This is a genomic window from Pseudomonas sp. B12(2026), assembly GCF_057767015.1.
Genome location: NZ_CM173430.1, coordinates 3,929,641 through 3,951,736 on the forward strand (window position 1 = coordinate 3,929,641; position 22,096 = coordinate 3,951,736).

The window sequence follows — 22,096 nt, forward strand, 5'->3', positions numbered from 1 at the left end:
ATTTTGACGTGCGGTTCTCGCATGCGACTCCGAACTCGAGATCAGTCGCTCATTAGTAACGGTACTCTTGCGGCGAAAAGCGCCCCTTGCAGCCAAACAGCAACTTGGCCGTGAACTTTTCCAGGCAGGCCATCCACCTCCGCTGGTGCATGCTGCTCGAAGTATGCCCGCTGCGCCTCAGGCAGGGTGGCGCGGTGCGCCAGGTAGGCCGCCACCGTCATAGCCGCGAACGTCATAACGCTCATCCACGGAGCGCAAGACAGTGCGATAGGTGGCTGCGACGATAGGCAATGATCTGGTCGGCAAACACGGCAGGGCTGAGGCCAAAGATCTCGGCATAGTGCTCAACCGAATAGGGCGCCTCGTTCGTGGGACGCAGGCAGTCGATCAGCTCGGCGACCGATAGCGCCGCTGGCTGGAGTACTCCCTTCATGGCTTATTCCTCCTGCCGCCTTTCGCTCACCGCATATCCGCATGCCAGCGCTGGGCAAAGCCCTCGTAGCAGGAAATCAGGAGGTCGTGCTACCGCAGTCATTGAAGAAATCATCGCGAGCAAGGCGTCCAAAATGGCTGAGCTCTTGGTCCTCATCGCCGAACATGAAGCTCACCATGCGCTCTCGCCTGAGCCCGGAAAGCACCCTAAAAAAGCAGGGCTCGCACAGATGGACCTCATAGCGCTCACCATCATGGGACGAGCCATAACCCCAACTGGCGCGAAGAGTACCAAATTGCAATCCATACCCTTCAACACGCGTGCTATCGCCACAAACGTCGCATAGGACATCTCTGACCGATTCGGTCTGTTCCATAGCTGTGATCTTCATTGAGAACCTCCTGCTCGGGTACATGTACGACATCGTTTATCCGACACACGATACTCCTTCAGGTGCCTTGCACGGTGGGGTTATGTGCTCCCCGAAAACGGCCCTTCGGTGCTCCGGACCAGCGGCAGAACTCAGCAGAGATTTTCACACAGCTTGGGCCGCATTCAGGCATTCACCGGTCCGAGGCCGGTATTGAGCCATTTCAAACACAGACGGCATACTGCCTTCCGTCATCGAATGAGTGAAAGTGAACAGGCACAAAGCCTGTCTCGCCTCCGATGAGCTCTTCGAACAACCTTTCACACAGCCCTGAGCCTCGCTGCAATCCAAGTGTCCCCACATGCGCATTCTCACAATTTAATAGATGACCACCAGCAGATTGCTCTGATACGTTGCGACAGGAAGGCAATATCAATGTGCGTTTACGACCAATCAAAAGAAGGAACGGTATGTTGGCAACTCAGGATCACTATCCGGAGGAGTTCGCACACTGCTATGACTGCGGCACGGAGAATGAAAATGGCCACAAGCTGAAGAGCTACCTAATCGGGGACGTGGTGCAAGCACGATTTCTTCCCGACCCGATGTACAGCGGTGGTTATCCAGGCAATGCCTACGGCGGACTGATTGCATCGCTCCTCGATTGCCACGGTGCCGCAAGCGCAGCCGCCTTCTGCTATCTAGCTGAGAATCGCCAGATGGGCGACGAGGTTGAGGCGATTCGATTTGTCACCGGAACACTCACGGTTGTTTATCGCAAGCCAACCCCGCTCTGTGTCGAGTTGAGTCTCGAGGGGAAGCTTAAGTCTCTGGAGGGTAGAAAGGCGATTATAGAACTTTCTCTGAGTGCCAATGGCCAAGTGTGTGCCACGGGAGAGATGATTGTATTTCGCTTTAACGCGTGAGCGTAAGAGTCAGCACGAGATTAAAACTAAAACCAGAAGCCATCATACGACCGTTCGGTGGGTTCTGTTGTATTTGTGGTACAGATGTCGTCGCTTCCAATGCCTCTTGCTAAAACTCGGCCCAGGATGCGACGTCTCCGCATAGCTTTGCTGGCATTCATCCATCAGTATCTGCCTGTGCCAAAATTGTCACGCCGAACTCGACTACGGTGTCCGTAGCCTGCGTATGAAAGACATCACGATCGTCCCTGAGCACGTGATTGACGAACAGCTCATCATTATCATAGCTAGGTGACTCTTTGCCGATGGTGAACAGATTGATAGTTCGAAAACACAAATGAGAAGCAAGTATCTGCACAGCACGGACGAGGCTCAACGAGAAACCTGGCAAACCATCACCTAGACGTCAATCCCAATTGAAGAAAACAAGAGCAGCAGTACTAATTAAAAAGACAACCAAAAACAAAAGGACTATTGGTCGCTTCGGGAACAACCTCAAATTAAGCCGAGCCCAAAGTATCGGCATGGCGACAATAGAAATCGCAAACAGAGCTACTGGTGCTGCGTACACCCAGGCAAACAGGTATAGGCACGCAAGCGATATAATAAAGATACTCCCCAGAACAAGAGCACTTTGAAGTAAACCAACAGGAATAGCACCACCCCACAAGTAGCCATAATCACGAGCAATCAGAGATGCGATACCTTGGGTGACATTTATATTCAATAGCATATCTCCCATTGGCAGCATCAGGCAGGAACCCCCAAAAAATCCGGCAATCCCCAGAAACTCCCGAATAATTATTCTATGTCGGAGAACCCAAAATAAAGACCCTGTAAGTAGCACAGCCCCAAGAAACGTGGTAACTAAAGCGAAGCCGATACCATCCAGCCTCCAACGAAACCAGCCTGCGATTAGAATCATTAAAAAAGAAAAGAAAGCCAATCCACCAAAGACCTTGGCGACCCAAACCAATACCACCGAGACTTGCGAACGCCTAGCTATAGAGATCATCGAAAAATAACCACGATCAACCTCTTGCATAAACTGCCTAGCCTTTTCGGTTTGAAGTAGCATGTCCCCCATGAAAAACATACCAGATATTGAGTTCAACAAATACCAAAAGACTTTCAAGAACACCTCCAAACTCCAAGCAATCAATCACCTAGCGCAGGACTAAATCCCCCCCCCTACAGCATAATCTATGCGCGCTGCTTGCCTGCGGAGTGCGCTAACGCACAAGGAATGACTCCTCATCCCTGGCGACAATGACCATCAAGGCAGGGAGGCCCTCCGCACTCATCTTGCGGTGCAACGTATCGAGCAATTTCTCATCATCTTGGCTTGGGCGAGAAGAACAACCATCTGGGTGGGAATGCCATTCGCCAATATAGTCCACCACTCGCGCAGTTCGGCGGTGCACCTCCTCAAGCATCTCTTGCTGGCCCTCTTCCCCTCTAATGAAATGACTGGAGCTAGCCCGACTATCACTCGGAGTGGGAAGCACGTCGACAACAACAATAGTCTTGGACTTAAAATCCGTGACACCTAGGACGCTTCCACCAGTTTCATTAGGAAGAGCCGCAACCCGAGCGTGCCTGAGCTTCTCGACCAAGAAAGTATCGTATTTAATTGTCCAGCCGTTCGACTCCCGGGAAACTACGTCCCATACCGGCACTTCATGAGCAGACACTGCTCCGGAATGCTCCTCATAGGTCCAGATGCAGAGGCGCGCGTCCGGCCTAAGCACCGACTGCCGCAGCTGACGCGACAGAATACCTGCGTGGGTATGAACACTCTCATTGGACATCCGTACCGAAATATCTCGGCATCCACCACCGACCCAGCGATCGCCCAAGTGATTGGCTAAATGTGTGCTACCCCATTCGCTGGTCAAAATCGCCCGGTAGTACTGTCCCTCGAGTCCATCGATGCGTTGCTTTCGATCCTGGTCTTCAAGAATCATCACGCTCGAAAGCCCCGACGGCGCCAGGAAAAGGCTCACCGTACGAGGTGCATCCTGCATATGAGCCAGCTCGCGAGGAACTTCGAAGGTAGTCGTAACGTCGACGACGAGTTGAGCTTTATCCAATGCGGCATGGACCTGTTCGTCATCGGCGACAATGCTTTTTGCAATGGCAACTGGCGCCAGTTCATTGGGGTAAATGTCCCGTGCAAATGCGCGCATGACGTCAGCTTTAAGAAAGCCGATGCAGTCATCGGATGCTAGGTGACGACTGAGGTTGTGTGGCATGAGCCGATCCGGATCGACATACGTCCACCGCCCCCAGCCCTGACGAACCCAGAGGTCAGCCAAAGCACTACCTAGCGCACCTACACCGGCTAAGACTCCGTCGAACTGTGCGCTCTCTGGCTCCACCGCAGACAGCTCTCGAGCGAATTGTGCAGTGAGAGCCGAACGCACCTCTACCGGCAATAGCGGCAGGGAGCGCCATCCAGAGCCCCGGTACCCATCAAGCAGAGCGATCCGCAAGCGACGACCATTCTGATCGGGCATACCAAGCATCTCAAACGCATCAGCAAGCTCAAGCAGGGACGAAGTCATCAAGTAACCGATCACATCTGCCCGCTCGAGAGCCCCAGCGCGAGTGCGAGGAACCCACAGGAGGATCAACATCCCCTCACCAGCCCCGTCAGCGAGCACAACACCATCTGGGATGGCGTCAAAGACACTGGTGTACAACTGTTCTGCTAGATCGCTCCCCCAGGCCTCCAACTGCTCCTGCAATGAACCAAGCGTGCCAGGCAGAGCAACCACTGCGGTTGAATCCACGGGTGGCACGTTGATGGAGATTACCCTAACGGCTTTGGATTGATTTGACGGATCAGCTGGTACAGCCCGAAGGATGATCGATTCTTCTGACGGCACCCTCAAAAAGTTAAGTGCCTGATCATCTGAGGCGATGTAATCCGCATAATTGGCAGGAAGAATCAGCTGGCAGGGGCTCATATAGAAAAGCGGCTCGAGAGGCTGATCCTCCCGATGTAGTTTGAGTTGTGCCGACTCTCTTAGCCACCAGAACATCCGTGCAATGAAGCGCTGTGGCGTCCAACCGCGCTGCACTGCTGCCCATGCAGAATCATACAAGCAGAGCATCCTAGGACGCCCAAGCACGGTCGGGTGCTGATGTGAGAGCGCAGGAAAATCCTTACGCAGCGTGTGTACCAAAATAGGTACCCGATACTGCGGATTGATCCCTATTGCCAAGCGCTCTCGTCGACGAATGCCAGCGGGGTTTCCAGAGTCTACGGTGCCGTCGCCAGCATCAATGATAATGTAATCCGTGCGAGCCCCATCAATCGTCTCACACCGCAATTCGCGTACATCGATGTGCGGGCTCGCACGACAAGCGTTCAGAAGCGTGATCGTCTCGGGATAGAGTGCATCCTCCTGGAAGCACGCCACAGCGTCGCCGAGCTCGAAGTACTCGATCATTTTCCGCTTCCAGCCCGCGGCGCGACTGCAGCCGCTACCGAAGTCGTTGCAGCCCCAGCCAGGACCGCCGCCACAGTGGCCCGCCTGACTGTACCGCCCGACTCCACCGTGAACTCCAGAACTGCTTCATCCTTCAGATCTCCCGTGCAGCCAAACCAGCCATCCACCCCGTCCAGGATATCCTTGTACTCACGCTTTGCACGAATGTTCGGCGGGTCGATGTCGTCGTCGAGAATCTCTTTGCTACTGGAGACAATGGTTGCGCCACTACGGGCTTGGCCAAGGGCATTACGCGCACCTTCGTTGAGCCTGGCGTCCTCCCCATTCTCCGACCAACTGTCGTAAGACAGGGTGCGCCAAGAGCAATGGTGGGGAGCAAGAAGTAGATCGTACTCAAGGGTCTCAGGGGACCGCTCAAAACGATCCCACAGGCGCTCCCAGATAAGCACCGCTGCGTCACCGCCAATCAGGAAACGAGCCTTAGAAGGCGAATACGCCGATTGAGAGATCTCCATATTCATGACAACGCTGGACTCATTCTTGCTGAGCTGCTCCTCGAGCGCCTCATCATCGTCATGCGGCGTCGGGGCCAGCAGGTGAGCTCTAAAAAATGCAGAGCAATCCTCTCCGTCAATTCGGCTGAACTTGTCGCCCGACTTGATGACAATCGATCCAAGGTCGTCAGTCTTACCCTTGATGTCCTCTCCCATGATGAGGATACGGTTGCCGGTGCTGGCACTCCTATAGGTACGCCAGTATTTGACCCTGCGCCGGGCTTCCTTGTCGAATGCCCCGGCATCGTTACACAGCGTATGGTTTGCTGAGCGACGACGGAAAATCAGGGGCGAAGACCAGATCTCACCGATCAGGATGCGCCTGTCAGCCTGATCCAGATCGTCGTCGGGATAATCGGCGGGATCACCCAGCCAGAAATGCTTAATCAGACCTCGACAGTGGTCCTGGTCGGGGTGACTCAGCAGAAACACATCAACAAACGGACGTCCGTCCTTGTCGATCATCAGCCGCTTGCGAAGCGCCTTTGCGACGTCTGGCGTCTCATCATCAGGATCATCAGCTGCTGCACGAATATTGCTGTCAATGAGAATAGTTGTAACACGCGTGTCCGCGAGACGAACAAGCGTCATGTCACCATTGCCGACTTGGAAAAATGTGATCTTCGCCGCCATAAAACCCTCCCCGGGTCGCTACGCGAGCTTGAGAAAGCCAACAGGCACGCTAAGATACGCATAGAAAAACTACCCGTCTAGACTTTATGCGACTATTTTTTATGCCCACAATTACTTTAGCGGAACGCCTATGACCAGTCCAACAGCTCGCACCGGACGCTGGGGACAAGATCGTCGCCTGGAGTTCATCGATTTTCGATTGCTTTGGGAGGGGCGGCTTAACCGCTCTGATCTGACGACCTTCTTCCGGATATCGGTACCCCAGGCATCACTTGACCTTGCGGCTTATCAAGAGCTGGCGCCAGGCAATATGGTCTATGACCGCACGCTGAAGACCTACGTGGCCACTTCAGCATTTCGGCCCGTCCTGACTAATCCAAGCAGCAGCCATTACCTCAATGAACTGCTGTTGCGAGAGACTGGTACGGTCGCTGCCAGTGACAGCTTCGTTGGGTGGGCACCACCAGTGGCAAGCCTGCCCTCACCTACCCGACAGGTCGACGCGCAAATACTCATACATCTGATCAGAGCGATCCAAAGAAGTGAGGCGCTCACCGTTGACTATCGCTCAATGACTCACTTCGATGAGCCGACACTACGAACCATTTACCCGACGTCGTTTGCAAGCGACGGCTTCCGGTGGCACGTCCGAGCATTCTGTTTCAGGTCGCTCATTTTCAAGGACTTTGTACTGGGGCGAATTACAGAGGTCATCAACTCCTCCCCCCCCCCCCTCACCTATCCCACGAGATGCAGAGTGGGAAACATTGATCGACGTAGTCATCGGACCCAATCCGACTTACCCCCCTAATAAGCGCCGAGCGATTGAGCACGACTACCAAATGGTAAATGGAGAAACCAAGCTTCGTGCCCGCAAAGCCCAGCTCTACTACCTCAATCGCCGCCTGAACTTGAATCTCAAGGCGGGCGACCCCGTGAATGACTCCCAGCAAATCGTCATGCTTCGCATCGAGGAACATATTCCTATAGGGGAGGCACAGCAAAATGAGTGATAACGGCGTAACAGGGGACGCTCCAGCCAAGCACATATGGATGATCCTAGGGATCCTGTTCTATCTATTGGGCTGGCTCATCTTCGCAACCTACTCGATAGGTGCCATGGCATTAGGTTGGTTACCAGTCCCCTACGCGCCATTGCGCGTGCCGCTCATGTGTGGCGCTATCGCTTATGTGGGCGGGGCGCTGTATTGCTTCCGGGCGATATACCTAAACAAATGCGTTCATAAGCGTTGGGACCCAGACTGGCACATCTGGTATTTCATTCGCCCCATCACCAGCACTATTGCCGGGGCAGTCAGTTTTCTATTCCTCAAAGCTGGCCTCCTTGTGCTGGAGTCGAGCTCAAAGGCCGACGCAAGCGAGATTGGTTTCTTCGCCCTTGCATTCATCGCCGGTTTCAACGTCGACAAGTTCGTTGCAAAAATTGAAGAGGTAGCGAAGGCCGTTTGGGGGATTGACAAATCAAGAAGCGCCAAAACCCTTGCCGGAGAACCAACGCCGCCGCCCAGCGGAACATCCACGCCTTCCAAGACACCCTGATCGTTAGTATGTGCAAAATCACAGATACTTTGGTGATCTAGAGTGAAAAATATGTATATCTGACTACTTCGAGATCGACTTTCTTTATGTCGAAACCGCGAAAGTGAAGATGTAACCACGTTGCTCTATTTGCGTCATTTGTCACTATGAGCTGGAATTTTTCACTTCAAGGGGGCATGTTAGGGACAGCACCGGAATCGCTCTGACAAAGCCCATCGACACCGCTTCCCGTCGTTGCCCATGGGACTTCATTAGAAAACTTTCCCCTCCTCTGCCAGAGCCTCATCGAGGATCGAAAGGATCTGGTCGGCCTGTTCGCGGTCGATGGTCAGCGCCGGGCTCAGGCACATGGTGTTGTTGAAGTCGGCGAAGGAACGGTTGGTACGGCTGTACCTACGACTACTTAGCCTTGGTCCCGGCAAATTCGCATCCTGCACAGCCCCTCGCAACCAGAGGCTTGCCGGGACAATACGGAGGTGGAGCGTTTCTTCCGCTCGCCGAAAGCAGAACGGCTGTACCTGACGCACTACACCAGCAACCAGAATGCGAAAAGTGACTTGCTCGACTGCATCTACCTTTACAATCACCTCCGTCGCCACTCGATATTGGGCAATCTCCGTCCGATGGAGTTTGAGCGGCGAAATGCAAGTAATAGCCTTAACTAACTGCACATCAGTTGCGGATCAGGCCACAAAGCAGATCAAAGCGGAGACTCACGTGACCAACAGTCATTCCTCATCAAGATCAGACGGCGCTGCCACTCGCGAGCACATTATTGAGGAGGCCGGTCGGCTTATTGCTAAGTACGGTCTGGCAGGAGTGAAAAGCGCATTAATTGCAGAGAAATCTGGCACCAGCTCTGCCTCAATAAATTACCATTTTGGCAGTCGCGCAAAGCTTTACGAGGAGGTTATTTCCGAAGCTAAAAGGCGAATAGATCGCCTTCCAGAACTGAGCCCTACCTCTGACCTAGGGCTCCCGGCATCGATACAATTGCGTCGCACCTTAGAGCGTCTGATCGACATAATTACAACAAAAGACATATGGTATGTCCAGATACTTATAAGAGAACTATTCCAGCCATCTTCGAGACTTCAGAAGCTCTTTGAAAAAGAGGGTGATGCTCAAATATCGAGACTACTGGAGATTTCTAGCCAGATTAGCGGCATTCCTAGAACCGCTCCCGACCTGCCGTACTTCGTACTCTGCATTGTCGGACCTTGTATTGCTCTACTCATGGAAAACACTTACAAAAATCCCACCATCGACATGAAGAAAACTACAGCCGCCGCGCTCTTAGACTTCTTCCATAGTTTCTTCCTGGCAGGTCTATTGGCGGCAGGCCAGAATTACTCTAGCGACACTCAACAACTTGACATAGCCACAATCACCCCAAGTACTCGCACCTAGAGGCAAAACCAAGTGTCATGACCATTCTTTTCAACCGCTGAAAACAGGCCATTCCAAAGTCACAGCAAAAGCTCGTGGAAAAAACCGGCTCGTCAGCCTATGCCTGAACCATTACCAGTTTGTCGAACCGCTGCATTAAATAAAGTCGCAGCATCTTCAACAGCGACTCCATTGAACCTGACAACCTAGCACTTCGGGCTTACCAGTGCCCCCCCCCCCCGCTCCAGAACTTCGGTGACGCCATCGACACAGAGCAGCCGCCCCAACACCAGGCTATTTGCCGGACTAGCCAGGCAGAAGCGCTCAACCGGGCATCCGCCAGAATTTGCGACACCTCGACTGACGTCGGCACATGGATGCACTCTACGTCTGCCCGACTCATTCGAGGTTCAGACAAGTGGCAACGATCTTGTGGCCATCCAGATCACGTACATACGCGGAATATACGTGAGGGCCGTAGTTCCGCGGACCGGGGGCCCCCGCATCGACGCCTCCAGCCTGCAGAGCCACCTTGTGAAATTCATCCACCGCAGCCCGGGTGGGGGCGGTGAAACCTATCGTTACGCCGTTACCTACTGTTGCGACATTGCCATCAGTTGGCTTCAGGACCACGAAGCGAGAATCTGCTCCTCCCCAGACTGCGGAATTTTCCATGGATGCCAAACAGACGTAGCCCAGTGTGGGAAGAACAAGATTGTAGAAGGCGTGCGCCTTTACCAGGTCATTGGTGCCCACAGTCAAATGCGTAAACATCATTACAGTCCTCCGGTAGGGTAATTTCTGGTTTCTAAGAGACCAAGCAACTACACGCGCGAATTATCTGGACCTAGTCCCCAAGCGCCGTACTTCATCATCAAGGGCGGTCATCGCTTTCATCAGGTACAGCGCTACCGCATTCGGCGCCCAGTGCCTTGACGGCTCCAGAAGGCGCGGACGCACGAAATGGTAGTCACGCTGTGGAGCGTTCAGAGTCGTGGACAGATCGTGGCCGCGCGCGGATAGCTCAGCAAAGTGCCGTTCGATACTGCTATCCAGCGAGGCGAGTGCTTGATCGTCGAGAATCCAGAGGTCGCCGCCGAAGTTCGGAAAGGACGCCAGTTGGTACGAGATCAACATCTGCCCGATATTCTGACTTAGCTCGTGCAGTTCGTCTTGCATCTTCCCCGGATCAGGAGCAGCGTCGTAGTGCTCGGTCAGTAACCTTTCTAGGTTGGAATACCCCTCAACGACAGCGGGCAACCAACGTGTATAAGCTGCCTGAACCTGGCGAGCGTCAGCGATGCTTTGTGGCAGGTGCTTGAGTTCGACAACCGCATTGTCGAACCGGCGGACCTGCTCAATCAGAGACGCATCCCCCACTTGCGTGGCCATTTCGTGCAAGCGCTCCAGTTCACGGGTGGAGACTTCGATGTTCTCTGCCTCATAGGGGGTGCCGTTGAGGTTGTAGTAGAGCAGCGCATTGACGGCCGCCCGGGTCGCCAGAGTGCGCATCCCGTGCAACGCCTGTCGGTCCTGTGCCCCCAAAGCCTCTCCCCTGGCACAAGCCAGCAGCATCAATATCAGCAGGTAACTCCGAAACCGATTGTCTTTCTTGTTATCGCGATTCAAGTAGAAGTTCCTTCACAAATCCTGTGATGCCTTCGACCCAATGGCAATGTCCGGCTCCAGGCAGAGCCGAACCCACCCTCAACGATCTCCCTGGCCTCAGCTGAAATTCCCGTCGGTGAGTGCCGACCAATCGCGCCACTGCTCCACTTCGCGAGTCAACGCCACCAGTTTTCCTGTCATTACTTGCAGGGCATCGGAACCGGCCAGGTAGCGCAGCGGCGGATGCTCTTCACCGGCCAGCCTCACAAGCATCACACCCAGCTTGGCGGGATCGCCCTTCTGTTGGTGATTGTTAGCCGCCGACGACGCCTTGATACGACGACTGAGCTCGGCATAGTCCTCCAGGCTGTTGCTACCCAAAGCGGCCGAACTGCCATCGAGAAAGTCGGTACGAAAGGCGCCAGGCTCGATCAGAGTTACGCGTATGCCGAATTGCGCGACCTCTTGGGCAAGGGATTCGGAAAACCCCTCCACAGCGAACTTCGCCGAACAATACAGCGCCGCACCAGCCATACCGGTCAGACCAGCAATGGAGGAAACATTGAAGATGTGTCCACTGCGCTGTCGGCGCAACGTTGGCAGCACTGCACGGCAGACATGGAACAGGCCGAAGACATTGGTTGCAAACTGCCGCTCTGCTGCTCCGGCGTCGTTCTCCTCGAAGGGACCCAGTTGGCCATATCCCGCATTATTCACGACAACGTCAATACGCCCGAAACGTTGTACTGCTGCCTCAACCACGGCGGCCGCCTGGCCAGCCTCGGTGACATCCAATTGCAGAGCCAGTACACGCTCAGCAAAGGGCTCGAACACCCGTTCGAGACGAGTCAGATGGCGACCTGTCGCAACAACATTGTCACCTGCTTCCAGCGCTGCTCTGGCAATGGCCTCGCCGAGACCACGGGTGGCCCCCGTGACGAACCAAGTCTTATTCATTGTTGATCTCCGGGCTCGGTGGATTCCTGGGCCAGCCAATGTCGAAGGCCGGCTTGATGGTTGCCTGGAAAGCATATGAACAAATTTTTAATTTATGTTCAAATAAGATTTTATAAATCCGTGCCACTGCCTTGCAACCCACCCTGAGGACTACACCGTGCTGATCGATATCCATGCCCACCTCGTGACAAAGGGAATGCTGAACCGCCATGAGTTCTGGGGCCCCTTCATGAAGACCACAGGCTTTACAGTCGGTCACTTTTCCTTGGGCACCAAGCAGCCGTCCAAGGCGCGAAGCGACGAGGAAGCCGAAGCCAACCTACTGGGTCGCATGACCCATGAAAGCCGCCGACGCCTGATGGCCGAGCGCGGCGTAGACAAACTGGTAGTTTCAGTACCCTCTCATGCATTCATGTACTGGGCAGGTGAGTTCGGGACCGAATACGCACGCATATGCAATGACGAAATGGCCGCCTATTGCCGTCAGGATCCGCAGCATTTCGACTTCTGGTGCCATGCAAACCTGGCCGAGCCGGAAGCAGCAACAAGGGAGATCGAGCGCGCTGTCCAGCAGTTGGGCGCCAAGGGAGTCTGTGTCGGCGGTACCAATTTCAATGGTATCGAAACCCATGACGAACGCCTGTTTCCGGTCTGGGAGAAAATCGAGCAGTTGGATGTGCCTATCATGGTGCACGGCTTCAACCAGTCCATCTACTGGGGCGAGAAGCACACCGACGACAAGTTCGAGACCACCTCGATCGTTGGTGACTGCGTCGATGAAACGCTGTTCTTCTGGTACCTGATCTGCGGTGGTGCGCTGGATGCGTATCCTAAACTCAAGGCCTACATCACCCATGCTGGCGGTATGGCGGTGTTTCAGCTCGGCCGCCTCAGCGAACTGAACCAGGCCATGGCACCGGATGCCCGCAACCGCAGGCCGTTGATGGACTACCTGGACAACTTCTACTTCGACCTCGACGTACATGCGCTAGGCCTGCGCCGTGGCGTGGTGGAGGTCGTCGGCGTGGATCGGCTGGTCTACGGCACTAACTTCGGGGGAGCCTATGCCCATGGCGACCTCACCGAGAACCTGGGCCTGAGCGGAGATGACCGGGAGAAGATTCGCAGTGGCAACGCGATCCGCCTGCTCAAACTGGAGCCCCAGGTCAGCCGCTGATCATCCCCAAGCGGGCTCAGGTGTCGGAGCACCTGGGTCCCGTCCCTCCCGTACCGGTCCTGGTCCCCCTGCGCGGCATCGGTACGAGTCCCTGTACCACAGCGATGCCAAACAGAATCAGGCCACCACCAATAGCGTGATAGCCATGCAGTTCCTCACCCAGTAGCACCACTGCCAGCAAGCCGGTGAACAATGGCGTAAGGTTCATAAACACCGCAATCCTCTCCGCTCCGATCTCCCCAAGCGCATGGTTCCAGAGCCCGGGCGCCAGCGCCGACGCGAACAGACCGGCATAGACCACCAGCGGCAAGTTGTGCGCTGTCAGTTGCACCGAAGGGGCCAGCAGGAACGCTGGTAGCAACACGATCAAGCCACAGAACACCTGCACATAGAGTGACTCCCAGGTCGCTATCGGTAATTGCCAGCGCTTGAGCAGCAGGCAGTAGACCGCATAGGACAGCGACGCCATGAGCATGAGGAACTCGCCCAAGCCCATTCCTTCCCGCCACAGCCGACTCGGCTGTCCGGCACTGATAAGCAGGGCGAGCCCGCAGAATGAGACCAGACAACCGAGCCAGACAGAAGGCGTCGGCCGCACCCCCATCAACGGTAATGCCAGCAGCGTGGTCAGCAGCGGCATGGTACCGAGAATCAGGCCCATCGAGGTGGCAGAAACCGTATGCGCGGCGAAGTAGGCTAGCGACTGATACAGGGCCATGCCCAACACTCCGAGGGCAAACAGCTGCCAGAAGTGCCGGCGGATCAACCGCCGTTGCTTCCAGGCCCTGGGCAGCAACCAGGGGCTGAGCAAGATGAACGCCAGGAGCCAGCGATAGAAGGAAATGGCCGCCGGCTCGATAGCACCGACGGCCAGTCGATTGACTACCGTGCTACCGGCCCAGATCAGCGAAGCTAGAATGGGGAACAGATAGATCATGAGTCATCCGTCCTAACGAACCCAGGAGTCACTGGAAACCAGCGCACATCCAGACAAGCTCCACAGGCTCCCCGCTTCGCGTACCACAACGCCCTTCAGGTCCCAGGGCGTATGTAGTAACCGACCGCCACGGCGTATCGCCCTACTTGGCGAAGCAGGGTGCTCTTCTGCTCAAGGCGATTGCTCGCAGGGTTGCGCCACAGATAGCTCACCTCTGCATATCCACCACCCTTCTTCAGCGCATCGAGCATCTGTATACCGATCCGCTTTTGGTCGGCGGACTGCAAAGCACGGAATTCAGTACCAACCAAGCGCAGGTTGTAACCGTGGGCGCTGAACTTCAGAGTATCCAGGTCGACGATGAAGACATACAGATCATCACGGATAAACTCCATGTCCAGGCTGTTGACCTGCTCGATCACCTTCGCGGGGTTGACTGCTATCGCGGCACTCGCGCGCTCCAACAGTTGGATAGCCTCCTGCTTGCTGGAGCGAGGCATGTAATAGCCGACCGCGAAGATCCGCTCACCAACACGCCTGAAAAACACTCGCTTGCGCTCGGTCTTGCCATCAACCCAGTTCACCCAGTGGTAATCGGCGCTATGGGTTTCACCATCCTCTGGCAACGCCAACGCCGCCTTGAAGGACTTGTTCAATTCAGCGTCAAGCACGCCACCGATATTGCGCCCCACCAAGTTCGCCGACGGCCCTCCGCTGGCCAACATCACGCCGCTAGTGTCGACGACATAAACATAGAATTCGCCATCGACGAACTCTCCCTGACGACTGAAGGCAGCAAAAGCAGCCTCCCCCTTTTCCCGGTAGTAGGCAACAGCTCGGTCCAACAGACGATTAGCCTGCATAGCCTCCGCCGCATAATTTCCTTCGTCTTGGGCCAGGGCGCTGGACAGGCAAAGCACACCGAGCAGCAGTAGCAATACATGGCGAAAAATAGACAACTTGGAGGCCTCGGTGTCAGCAATAGTCATTGGCTCGAAGCCCTCCGATTACAGGGTACGTCCAATGATTTCTTTCATGATTTCAGAGGTGCCGCCATAGATGCGTGCAACTCGTGCATCCACCCAGGCGCGACTGACCTTGTATTCGCTCATGAAGCCGTAGCCACCGTGCAGTTGAAGGAATTCGTCGAGCAACTTGCCCTGCATCTCCGAACCGAGCAACTTGGCCATGGCGGCGACATCCGCCGGTAGTTCACCACGCATAACCTTGGCTAGGCAGTCGTCGACGAAAACCCGCAACATGGTCGCCTGCGCCTTGGCCTCGGCTAGCTTGAAACGGGTGTTCTGGAAATCCAGTACCGGCTTACCAAATACCTTACGATCGCGGGTGTATTCGATGGTTTCTTCCAGTAGGGTATGGATTGACTGCGCCGCACGGATGGCGATGATCAGACGCTCCCAGGCCAACTGGTGGGTCAGATACTTGAAGCCCTGCCCCTCCTCACCCAGGCGGTTGCTAGCCGGTACCCGCACCTCGTCGAAGAACAGCTCGGCGGTATCCTGGCCCTTGAGGCCTATCTTCTCCAGCAAGCGCCCCTTGGAGAAGCCCTTGCGCTCTTCCTCGATACAGATCAGCGTCAGTTCCTTGGCCGCCGGGTCGAGCTTGGTGGCGGTGACTACCAGTCCGGCATTACCGCCATTGGTGATGAAGGTCTTCTGTCCGGAAACGATGTAGTCGCCACCGTCGCGGCGTGCCAGAGTGCGCATCGAGCGCAGGTCGCTGCCGATGCCAGGTTCGCTCATGGCTATCACGCCAATCAGCTCGCCACTGACCATCCGTGGCAGCCACTTCTGCTTCTGCTCTTCGCTGCCATAGGCGACGATGTAGGGTGCGACTATCTCCGAGTGAGTGGTGAAGCCCACGGCAGTCGCATTGGCCCTGGCCAACTCTTCGATCATCACAGCGGAGTGGCCGAAATCGCCACCGGAGCCGCCATATTCTTCCGGCACGGTGGAGCACAGCAGCCCGGTCTCGCCCGCCTTCAGCCAGATCTCCTTGGGCACGATGCCGTTCTTTTCCCACTCATGCAGGTGAGGCACGATCTCGCGATCGACGAAACGTCGCGCCTGCTCGCGGAACAAGTTGTGGTCTTCACGGAAAACACCACGCATAACTATCACTCCAGTTCAGTCGGTCTTCTCAACGGTCCAGATAATCCGGCTTGCGCTTGTCCAAGAAGGCGGAGACCGCTTCCTGATGGTCTTCCGTGTGGTGGGCCAGCGACTGGTAAGCGGCGGACAACTCCAGCAGCGAATCGAGGCGCATGTGCTGGCCCTCTCGCAGCAATCGCTTGCACAGGCGCAGGGCATGCCCCGGATTCACAGAGATGCGCTGTGCCAGCGACCGGGCCTCGGCCTGGAGCGTCTCGTGGGTGCAGACTTGCTCCACCAACCCCCACTCCAGAGCCTTGGCGGCATTGACGGTGTCACCGGTGAAAGCCATCAGACTTGCCTTGGGGATGCCGATGATGCGTGGCAGCAACCAAGCCCCCCCATCGCCCGGTACAATCCCCAGTCGGACAAAACTTTCCGCGAACAGTGCCGAAGTCGACGCCAGGCGAATATCACACATGCAAGCCAGGTCCAGTCCGGCGCCAATCGCCGGGCCGTTGATAGCGGCAATCACCGGAATATCCAGCTCGTACAACGCCAGCGGGATGCGCTGGATACCATCACGATAGGTATTACGCAGTTCGTAAGGGGACCCGGCGAATATCCCCTCGCGACTGCGCATGTCCTTGACGTTGCCGCCGGCGCAGAAGGCGCTGCCGTTGCCGGTCAGTACCATAACCCGCGCCGAGTGATCCCGACGCAGTTCGGCGCAAAGGTCGACGAACTCCTGGATTTGCTCCGGCGAGGTCAGCGCGTTGCGGGTTTCCGGGTGGTTCATGCGCACGGTGACGATGGCGCCGTCCCGCTCGATCTGCAGAAAGGGATTCATGCTGTATGTCCCCCGAGTCCAGGTAGAGATTGGGTTGCGTGCCCTGTAAGCAACGGCCAGTAGCCTTGGCCACCAGCGGCGCAGGCCAGTTGGCCGATACGCTGGCTCCACAGGCTGGCCGAACCAAACTCGCTACGCCAGGCCCACAGGCGACGCGACAGCAGGTGCAGCGAATACTCCTGGGTAAAGCCGATGGCGCCGTGCACAGAATGGGCGATACTGGCGCCGACGCTGGCTGCCTCGGCGGTACTGACCTTTGCAACAGCAATACTGAGGGCGGCCAGGTCAGTGTCCGATTCGACGAAGGCAGCCTCCGCAGCGACACCAGCGGCCGCCGCCTGCTCGGCGAATACCGCGAGCTGTTGCTGGATAGCCTGGAAGGCGCCGATCGGGCGGCCAAACTGGTTGCGCTCGCAGGCGTAGTCAGAGGTCATGTCCAGCAGCGCTCGCAAGGCCCCGGCGATCTGTGCGGAACGCAGCAACGCCCCCCCCAACAAAAGAACATCACCCGGCATCCCCGCCGGCAGGGGTGCACTGGCGAGCACCGGAGCCGAGCTGAAGCGCAGGCCATCGCGTGGCTCTCCAGCCACGTTCAGGGCCAGGATCTGTTCAGCCGCCGCGGCACGGTCCAACAGGACTACACGTGGACCATCAGCGGTATCGGCAACGGCCACCACCGCATCGACATACCGCCCCCAAGGCACGTCATGCACGGAGCCATCCACCTTGTCGCGCCGCAGGCTGAGTTGAACGCTGGCGCCAAAGCTGAGGACGCCACTATGTCCTTCGAGCCCGGCCTTGCCAAGCAACCAGTTGGCCAGCAGCGCTTCACCCAGGGGCACTGGCGCAGCAAAACGGCCGGCGGCGCGAGCCAGCACATAGAGATCAGCCCACCCCGCCTCGCCCCCACCCAGGGCTTCAGGTACGGCAGCCAGTGTGAAACCAGAGTCCTCCAGGACGCTCCAGAGTTCTGCTGGCCACGCACCACCTTCGCAGCCGAGCACGTATTCCGACGTGGCCAGATTGCCGAGCAGGCGCTCAATGGTCGATTCAAATAGTTCTCGCATGATTATCGCAACCCCAGGCCACGCGCGATGATGCCGCGCAGGATTTCGCGAGTACCACCGCGCAGAGAGAAGGAAGGTGCCATCTGCATCAGATAGGCCAGGACCCGGGCGTGTTCGCTGCCACCAACTAGGCGAGGCTCGGCCTCGACCAGCAGTTGGGCGACCTCGGGCAGTTCCTGCTCGAACAGATTGCCCAGATCCTTGACGCAGGAAGCAGCCCAGGTCGGATGCTCGCCGGCAGCCAGTTGCGCGGTGACTGCCAATGACATATTGCGCAAGGTCAGCAGCTTCGCCGTGAGGCGGCCAACCTCGCGGCACTGTAGGGCATCCGGACTGTGGCCGAGTGCATCGATCAGTGTCCTGAACAAGGCCATGCAGCTGAGGAAGCGTTCCGGACCGCTACGCTCGAAAGCCAGCTCGGCGGTGACCTGCTCCCAGCCCTTGCCTTCGGTACCGATCAGCGCATCCGCATCGAGCTGAACGTTGTCGAAGAACACCTCGTTGAAATGCTCGCCACCGGCCAGGTCTCGGATGGGACGGATGATGATCCCCGGCAGGCTGAGGTCGACGATGAACTGCGACATACCCTCATGGCGCGCCGCCTGCTTCTCGCCGGTACGCACCAGGGCGATCATGAAATGCGAGTGCTGGGCGTTTGTGGTCCACACCTTCTGTCCGTTGAGCAACCAACCACCGTCATTGCGACGAGCGGAGGTCTTGATCGAAGCTAGGTCGGAACCTGAGTTCGGCTCGCTCATACCAATGCAGAAATAGCTTTCGCCGCGGCAGATCGACGGAAGGTAACGGTCTTTCTGCGCCTCGCTGCCGAAACGGTTTATCAGCGGGCCGCTCTGCCGGTCAGCAATCCAGTGCGCCGACACCGGTGCACCGGAGGCCAGCAACTCCTCAATGATTACGTAGCGAGAGAAAGGACCGGCTTCAATGCCGCCATAGCGCTTCGGCAACGCCATGCCGACCCAGCCCCGGGCGCCGAGCTGGCGACTGAACCCCGCATCGAACCCCATCCAGGATTGCGCCCGGGCGGTCGCCGGATACTCGGCAAGATAGTCCTGGAGAAATGTCCGCACCTCGTGGCGGAGCAACTCCGCTTCGTGGGGAATCCTGCTGTAAGTGAATTGAGCGATAGACATGCGAACTCTCGAAATGGGGCACAAGGCCAATCACTGACAGGTGAGCCGAAACCCGCCAGCCCTCCCCGACATTAAGGGAGAGGGCTGGTAGGCGCCTTATCAGAGAGCAGTGCCGGCGTCTGCCTTCGCAAACATCGCATTGATGTCGCCAGAAGTGACCGGCTTGCCATCGGCACGCCCGTGGTCGGCGCCACCAAGGCCCAGCGCCGGCTCGGTTTTCACGTGCGCAGCTTGGGCGCGCAAGGCGCCGACCGTGCAGTTCTCGCGACCGAGAATCGCGAACGGGTCGTAGGAGAACTCGCGCATGGCGTTGAGGTGGGTGACCTTGTCGATGGTCTCCTTGGGCAAGTGCCTCAGGCCTTCCCAGGCCGTTTCCGGCGAGTTCGGCCAGGTGCAGTCGGAGTGCGGGTAGTCGCTTTCCCAGGTCACCATCTCTTCGTTCATGAACTTCAGGTTCTGCAGCCCGAAGTTATCCTCGATGAAGCAGGTGATGAAATGCTTCTTGAAGATGTCGCTAGGCATCTGTCCACCGAAGTTGGAATTGGTCCAAGCGTTGTGATGGCGATGGGTGAAGTCGGCGCGTTCCAGCAAGTAGGGAATCCAGCCGATGCTGCCTTCGGACAGGGCCATACGTAGGCTCGGGAATTTCTTCCACATCGGCGCCCAAATCCAGTCGGCCGCCGAGTTGGCGATGGAGATCGGCATAGAGGTGATCCAGGCGTCGATCGGAGACAGGTCGGAGGCGTGCTCGGCCTTGACGCCGGTACCGATGTGGCAGCAGATCACCACGTTGTGGTCGGCGCAGGCTTTCCATAGCGGGTCCCAGTAGTCACTGTGGATCGACGGGAAGCCGTGAATCGCCGGGTTGTCGGATAGCGAGAGGGCATGCACGCCTTGCTTGGCCAAGCGCGCAACCTCCGCGGCTGCGGCCTGCATGTCCCACCAGGGCACCAGCATCAGCGGGATGAAACGTCCCGGCGCGGCATTGCACCAATCGTGCAGGTGCCAGTCGTTGTAGGCCTGGATGGCCGCCAGGGACACGGCGCGGTCCGAGTGGTTCTGGAAGCGCTGGCCGGCGAAGCCAGGAAAGGTCGGGAAGCAGAGTGAGCCGAGTACGCCATTGGCGTTCATGTCGTCCACACGATCACTGATGTTCCAGGTGCCGCGGCGCATCTGCTCATAGCCCAGCGGCTCCATGCCGTACTCCTCCTTGGGCCGCCCGACCACCGAGTTGAGGCCCATATAACCGGTGGCCTGCTCCTCGAAGACCCACACATCGCGCTCTCCGCGCTTGACAACGTGGGGCTCGCGCCCCTTGAAGCGGGCCGGCATGTGACGTGCAAAGGCATTCGGCGGCTCGATCGCGTGGTCATCAACGCTGACAAGAATCAGATCTTCAATCTTCATTGTTGTTTTCCCCTTGGCTTACGGGTTCCTGATGTGTTTCCGATCATAGAGCACGACCGAGATAAATTAAACACTTTTTTTAAATATGTTCAACTACATATTCTATCAGGAACACATCGAGCACGCCCCGCAAAGACCAGGGCCACGTGGCTCAATCCCAGATCACATGTAGGTGATGGGGGCCACGCAGTTGCGCTCCGATAATTTGTGGGGCCGGTTTGCCGACATCGAGGCGAATATTGGGCATCAGGTCGAGGACGGCATTAAGCGCGCAGTTGATTTCTGTTTTGGCGACGAACTGACCAATGCACATATGCGGACCGAAACCGAAACCGAACGACGGCCTGGACTTGCGGTCGATGTTGAAGCTGTCGGCCTGCTCGAACGCGTCCTCGTCACGGTTGGCCGAGCTGACAATGCACGAGACCATGGCCCCCTTGGGAATGGCCACGCCACGAATCTCGACGTCCTTGGCCGCCTGGCGCACCTTGAAAGTGGCCACCGGCTCGTAGCGCACCGTTTCGTCGATGACTCTGGGCACTAGGCTGCGGTCCTCACGGATACGCGCCAGTAGCTCCGGCCGCTCCAGCAGCAGTGCCATCAAGGTGCCAAAGGTACGAGTGGTAGTCTCGCTCGCCGCCGGGAGCAGCGAACGGACAAAGGTGGTGATCTCATGATCATCAAGTGAGCGCCCCTCGTACTCGGCCCGAATCAGACGGCTGATCAGGTCATCGCCCGCAGCGCCTTCGGCACGACGTTGCGCTACTACCACCTTGACCACGTCATAGAGAGCCTGGGCGGCCTCCATCGCCGCGCCACGTGCGGCGGCAGCCCTCTCGGGATCAACCTGCGGACCAGCCAGGATAGCCAGCGCCCAGGCGGCATACTGCTCTATCTCCTCGGGACGGTCCTCGGGGAAGCCGATCAGCGAGTAGATCACGCGAATGGGGAAGTACAGGGCGAATTCCATGAGATCCGCACGCTTGCTAGCAACCATGGGCTTCAGATACTCATCGCGGATAACCCGATCGATCTTGGATTCCTTCCAGCGATTGACTGTCTCGGGCATGAACACCGGCTGCAGCAGGCTGCGGATGTTCTTGTGCGCGAGTCCATCCATGGCGGTGAGGATCAGGCCATCGAAGAACGACCCCAGCCCCTCGGCGATGAAGCCACTGGTGAAATTCGTGGCATCGCGCATCACCGCCATGACATCGTCGTACTTGAACAGCGTGAAAACCGGACGGTCAGGATCAAGTCCGGCAATCGACGGCACACCCAGGCGCGCCATGAAGTTCTCCGGGAGAACCGGGGATTTCTCGCGCATCTCACGATATACCGCGTGCAGATCGATATCGGCACCTCGGTAGTTGCTCGCGACATTGGCGAAGACTTGCTCCAAGTTGCTTTGGGCCGGGGCGGACATGGACATCTCCTTTCTTGTTGTACGTAGCCGGTATGCGTGGCCCCGTGAGGGACACGCCCTATCGGGCATATTAGGCACGCTA

The 22,096-nt window shown here is 57.0% G+C and carries 24 protein-coding genes; 7 read left to right on the forward strand and 17 right to left on the reverse strand.

The window, feature by feature from the left end; translation table 11 throughout:
* Positions 1 to 241: 241 nt before the first annotated feature.
* Both AC3B6A_RS18115 and AC3B6A_RS18120 read right to left on the reverse strand, forming a co-directional pair.
* A complete protein-coding gene (locus tag AC3B6A_RS18115) occupies positions 242 to 433 on the reverse strand; it encodes a hypothetical protein (protein ID WP_153562516.1) in 192 nt (63 codons plus the stop codon).
* Positions 434 to 509: 76 nt separating this feature from the next.
* Positions 510 to 824: a hypothetical protein gene (locus tag AC3B6A_RS18120; protein WP_116424902.1), complete on the reverse strand. Its 315-nt coding sequence runs from the start codon at positions 822 to 824 to the stop codon at positions 510 to 512.
* A gap of 449 nt (positions 825 to 1,273) precedes the next feature.
* Here AC3B6A_RS18120 and AC3B6A_RS18125 point away from each other — a divergent pair, with 449 nt between their 5' ends.
* Positions 1,274 to 1,729, forward strand: coding sequence for a PaaI family thioesterase (locus tag AC3B6A_RS18125; RefSeq protein ID WP_116424773.1), 456 nt, complete (start codon positions 1,274 to 1,276; stop codon positions 1,727 to 1,729).
* Positions 1,730 to 1,886: 157 nt separating this feature from the next.
* Here AC3B6A_RS18125 and AC3B6A_RS18130 read toward each other — a convergent pair whose 3' ends face one another.
* From AC3B6A_RS18130 to mblB, 4 genes are all read right to left on the reverse strand, one after another.
* The gene (locus AC3B6A_RS18130) at positions 1,887 to 2,105 is read right to left on the reverse strand and encodes a hypothetical protein (protein ID WP_145923929.1); all 219 of its coding nucleotides are present in this window, start codon (positions 2,103 to 2,105) and stop codon (positions 1,887 to 1,889) included.
* Positions 2,106 to 2,135: 30 nt separating this feature from the next.
* The gene (locus AC3B6A_RS18135) at positions 2,136 to 2,870 is read right to left on the reverse strand and encodes a hypothetical protein (RefSeq protein ID WP_147310753.1); all 735 of its coding nucleotides are present in this window, start codon (positions 2,868 to 2,870) and stop codon (positions 2,136 to 2,138) included.
* Between the two features lie 91 nt (positions 2,871 to 2,961).
* Positions 2,962 to 5,187, reverse strand: a complete 2,226-nt coding sequence (gene cap2-3 / locus AC3B6A_RS18140) for an anti-phage 6A-MBL system cap2_3 protein (RefSeq protein ID WP_061562283.1) — start codon at positions 5,185 to 5,187, stop codon at positions 2,962 to 2,964.
* Complete coding sequence (mblB, locus tag AC3B6A_RS18145) at positions 5,184 to 6,374, reverse strand: anti-phage 6A-MBL system MBL-fold protein (RefSeq protein WP_061562284.1); 1,191 nt, start codon at positions 6,372 to 6,374, stop codon at positions 5,184 to 5,186. Before mblB ends, cap2-3 begins: the two co-directional genes overlap by 4 nt.
* Before the next feature lie 130 nt (positions 6,375 to 6,504).
* Between mblB and AC3B6A_RS18150 the strand changes: the two genes are divergently transcribed.
* From AC3B6A_RS18150 to AC3B6A_RS18170, 5 genes are all read left to right on the forward strand, one after another.
* Positions 6,505 to 7,185: a BrxR family helix-turn-helix transcriptional regulator gene (locus tag AC3B6A_RS18150; RefSeq protein ID WP_488398577.1), complete on the forward strand. Its 681-nt coding sequence runs from the start codon at positions 6,505 to 6,507 to the stop codon at positions 7,183 to 7,185.
* Complete coding sequence (locus tag AC3B6A_RS18155) at positions 7,142 to 7,387, forward strand: BrxR family transcriptional regulator (protein ID WP_141679811.1); 246 nt, start codon at positions 7,142 to 7,144, stop codon at positions 7,385 to 7,387. Before AC3B6A_RS18150 ends, AC3B6A_RS18155 begins: the two co-directional genes overlap by 44 nt.
* Positions 7,380 to 7,934: a hypothetical protein gene (locus AC3B6A_RS18160; RefSeq protein WP_225617171.1), complete on the forward strand. Its 555-nt coding sequence runs from the start codon at positions 7,380 to 7,382 to the stop codon at positions 7,932 to 7,934. The genes AC3B6A_RS18155 and AC3B6A_RS18160 overlap by 8 nt, the downstream gene beginning before the upstream one ends.
* A 476-nt stretch (positions 7,935 to 8,410) precedes the next feature.
* On the forward strand, positions 8,411 to 8,599 hold the full coding sequence (locus tag AC3B6A_RS18165; RefSeq protein ID WP_366917378.1) for an IS3 family transposase: 189 nt from the start codon (positions 8,411 to 8,413) through the stop codon (positions 8,597 to 8,599).
* A 52-nt stretch (positions 8,600 to 8,651) separates the two neighbouring features.
* Positions 8,652 to 9,344, forward strand: coding sequence for a TetR/AcrR family transcriptional regulator (locus AC3B6A_RS18170; RefSeq protein WP_181926015.1), 693 nt, complete (start codon positions 8,652 to 8,654; stop codon positions 9,342 to 9,344).
* Between the two features lie 378 nt (positions 9,345 to 9,722).
* On the opposite strand, the gene AC3B6A_RS18175 is transcribed toward AC3B6A_RS18170, so the two are convergent.
* The 3 genes from AC3B6A_RS18175 to AC3B6A_RS18185 form a co-directional block, all read right to left on the reverse strand.
* Complete coding sequence (locus tag AC3B6A_RS18175; RefSeq protein WP_082816375.1) at positions 9,723 to 10,100, reverse strand: VOC family protein; 378 nt, start codon at positions 10,098 to 10,100, stop codon at positions 9,723 to 9,725.
* A gap of 60 nt (positions 10,101 to 10,160) precedes the next feature.
* On the reverse strand, positions 10,161 to 10,952 hold the full coding sequence (locus AC3B6A_RS18180) for a hypothetical protein (RefSeq protein WP_061562285.1): 792 nt from the start codon (positions 10,950 to 10,952) through the stop codon (positions 10,161 to 10,163).
* Positions 10,953 to 11,048: 96 nt separating this feature from the next.
* Positions 11,049 to 11,888 (reverse strand): oxidoreductase, encoded by an 840-nt coding sequence (locus AC3B6A_RS18185; RefSeq protein ID WP_058490372.1) that lies wholly within the window; start codon positions 11,886 to 11,888, stop codon positions 11,049 to 11,051.
* Between the two features lie 157 nt (positions 11,889 to 12,045).
* Here AC3B6A_RS18185 and AC3B6A_RS18190 point away from each other — a divergent pair, with 157 nt between their 5' ends.
* Positions 12,046 to 13,065 (forward strand): amidohydrolase family protein, encoded by a 1,020-nt coding sequence (locus AC3B6A_RS18190; protein WP_058490373.1) that lies wholly within the window; start codon positions 12,046 to 12,048, stop codon positions 13,063 to 13,065.
* Positions 13,066 to 13,081: 16 nt separating this feature from the next.
* Here the strand turns inward: AC3B6A_RS18190 and AC3B6A_RS18195 are convergent, their stop codons facing one another.
* The 8 genes from AC3B6A_RS18195 to AC3B6A_RS18230 all read right to left on the reverse strand — a co-directional run bounded on the left by AC3B6A_RS18195 (position 13,082) and on the right by AC3B6A_RS18230 (position 22,014).
* Positions 13,082 to 14,002 carry a DMT family transporter gene (locus AC3B6A_RS18195; RefSeq protein ID WP_116424774.1) on the reverse strand — a complete coding sequence of 307 codons (921 nt, stop codon included), beginning with the start codon at positions 14,000 to 14,002 and terminating at the stop codon, positions 13,082 to 13,084.
* A 95-nt stretch (positions 14,003 to 14,097) separates the two neighbouring features.
* Positions 14,098 to 14,991, reverse strand: a complete 894-nt coding sequence (locus AC3B6A_RS18200; protein ID WP_082816376.1) for a cache domain-containing protein — start codon at positions 14,989 to 14,991, stop codon at positions 14,098 to 14,100.
* A gap of 18 nt (positions 14,992 to 15,009) precedes the next feature.
* Positions 15,010 to 16,134, reverse strand: coding sequence for an acyl-CoA dehydrogenase family protein (locus tag AC3B6A_RS18205; RefSeq protein ID WP_058490376.1), 1,125 nt, complete (start codon positions 16,132 to 16,134; stop codon positions 15,010 to 15,012).
* A 28-nt stretch (positions 16,135 to 16,162) separates the two neighbouring features.
* Positions 16,163 to 16,963, reverse strand: a complete 801-nt coding sequence (locus tag AC3B6A_RS18210; protein WP_058490377.1) for a crotonase/enoyl-CoA hydratase family protein — start codon at positions 16,961 to 16,963, stop codon at positions 16,163 to 16,165.
* Entirely contained in the window at positions 16,960 to 18,030 is a 1,071-nt protein-coding gene (locus tag AC3B6A_RS18215; RefSeq protein ID WP_058490378.1) for an acyl-CoA dehydrogenase family protein, read from the reverse strand. The genes AC3B6A_RS18210 and AC3B6A_RS18215 overlap by 4 nt, the downstream gene beginning before the upstream one ends.
* Before the next feature lie 2 nt (positions 18,031 to 18,032).
* The gene (locus tag AC3B6A_RS18220; RefSeq protein ID WP_058490379.1) at positions 18,033 to 19,181 is read right to left on the reverse strand and encodes an acyl-CoA dehydrogenase family protein; all 1,149 of its coding nucleotides are present in this window, start codon (positions 19,179 to 19,181) and stop codon (positions 18,033 to 18,035) included.
* Positions 19,182 to 19,280: 99 nt separating this feature from the next.
* On the reverse strand, positions 19,281 to 20,588 hold the full coding sequence (locus tag AC3B6A_RS18225; RefSeq protein WP_058490380.1) for an amidohydrolase family protein: 1,308 nt from the start codon (positions 20,586 to 20,588) through the stop codon (positions 19,281 to 19,283).
* A 151-nt stretch (positions 20,589 to 20,739) separates the two neighbouring features.
* Positions 20,740 to 22,014, reverse strand: coding sequence for a cytochrome P450 (locus tag AC3B6A_RS18230; RefSeq protein WP_058490381.1), 1,275 nt, complete (start codon positions 22,012 to 22,014; stop codon positions 20,740 to 20,742).
* Positions 22,015 to 22,096 lie beyond the last annotated feature (82 nt).

Bases quoted from the DNA above. Each gene is read 5' to 3' on its own strand.
- AC3B6A_RS18225 (WP_058490380.1), bottom strand. From the start codon at position 20,588: ATGAAGATTGAAGATCTGATTCTTGTCAGCGTTGATGACCACGCGATC.
- cap2-3 (WP_061562283.1), bottom strand. From the start codon at position 5,187: ATGATCGAGTACTTCGAGCTCGGCGACGCTGTGGCGTGCTTCCAGGAG.
- AC3B6A_RS18115 (WP_153562516.1), bottom strand. From the start codon at position 433: ATGAAGGGAGTACTCCAGCCAGCGGCGCTATCGGTCGCCGAGCTGATC.
- AC3B6A_RS18195 (WP_116424774.1), bottom strand. From the start codon at position 14,002: ATGATCTATCTGTTCCCCATTCTAGCTTCGCTGATCTGGGCCGGTAGC.
- AC3B6A_RS18205 (WP_058490376.1), bottom strand. From the start codon at position 16,134: ATGCGTGGTGTTTTCCGTGAAGACCACAACTTGTTCCGCGAGCAGGCG.
- AC3B6A_RS18175 (WP_082816375.1), bottom strand. From the start codon at position 10,100: ATGATGTTTACGCATTTGACTGTGGGCACCAATGACCTGGTAAAGGCG.
- AC3B6A_RS18230 (WP_058490381.1), bottom strand. From the start codon at position 22,014: ATGTCCGCCCCGGCCCAAAGCAACTTGGAGCAAGTCTTCGCCAATGTC.
- AC3B6A_RS18215 (WP_058490378.1), bottom strand. From the start codon at position 18,030: ATGCGAGAACTATTTGAATCGACCATTGAGCGCCTGCTCGGCAATCTG.
- AC3B6A_RS18185 (WP_058490372.1), bottom strand. From the start codon at position 11,888: ATGAATAAGACTTGGTTCGTCACGGGGGCCACCCGTGGTCTCGGCGAG.
- AC3B6A_RS18150 (WP_488398577.1), top strand. From the start codon at position 6,505: ATGACCAGTCCAACAGCTCGCACCGGACGCTGGGGACAAGATCGTCGC.
- AC3B6A_RS18210 (WP_058490377.1), bottom strand. From the start codon at position 16,963: ATGAATCCCTTTCTGCAGATCGAGCGGGACGGCGCCATCGTCACCGTG.
- AC3B6A_RS18160 (WP_225617171.1), top strand. From the start codon at position 7,380: ATGAGTGATAACGGCGTAACAGGGGACGCTCCAGCCAAGCACATATGG.
- AC3B6A_RS18220 (WP_058490379.1), bottom strand. From the start codon at position 19,181: ATGTCTATCGCTCAATTCACTTACAGCAGGATTCCCCACGAAGCGGAG.
- mblB (WP_061562284.1), bottom strand. From the start codon at position 6,374: ATGGCGGCGAAGATCACATTTTTCCAAGTCGGCAATGGTGACATGACG.
- AC3B6A_RS18125 (WP_116424773.1), top strand. From the start codon at position 1,274: ATGTTGGCAACTCAGGATCACTATCCGGAGGAGTTCGCACACTGCTAT.
- AC3B6A_RS18120 (WP_116424902.1), bottom strand. From the start codon at position 824: ATGAAGATCACAGCTATGGAACAGACCGAATCGGTCAGAGATGTCCTA.
- AC3B6A_RS18200 (WP_082816376.1), bottom strand. From the start codon at position 14,991: ATGACTATTGCTGACACCGAGGCCTCCAAGTTGTCTATTTTTCGCCAT.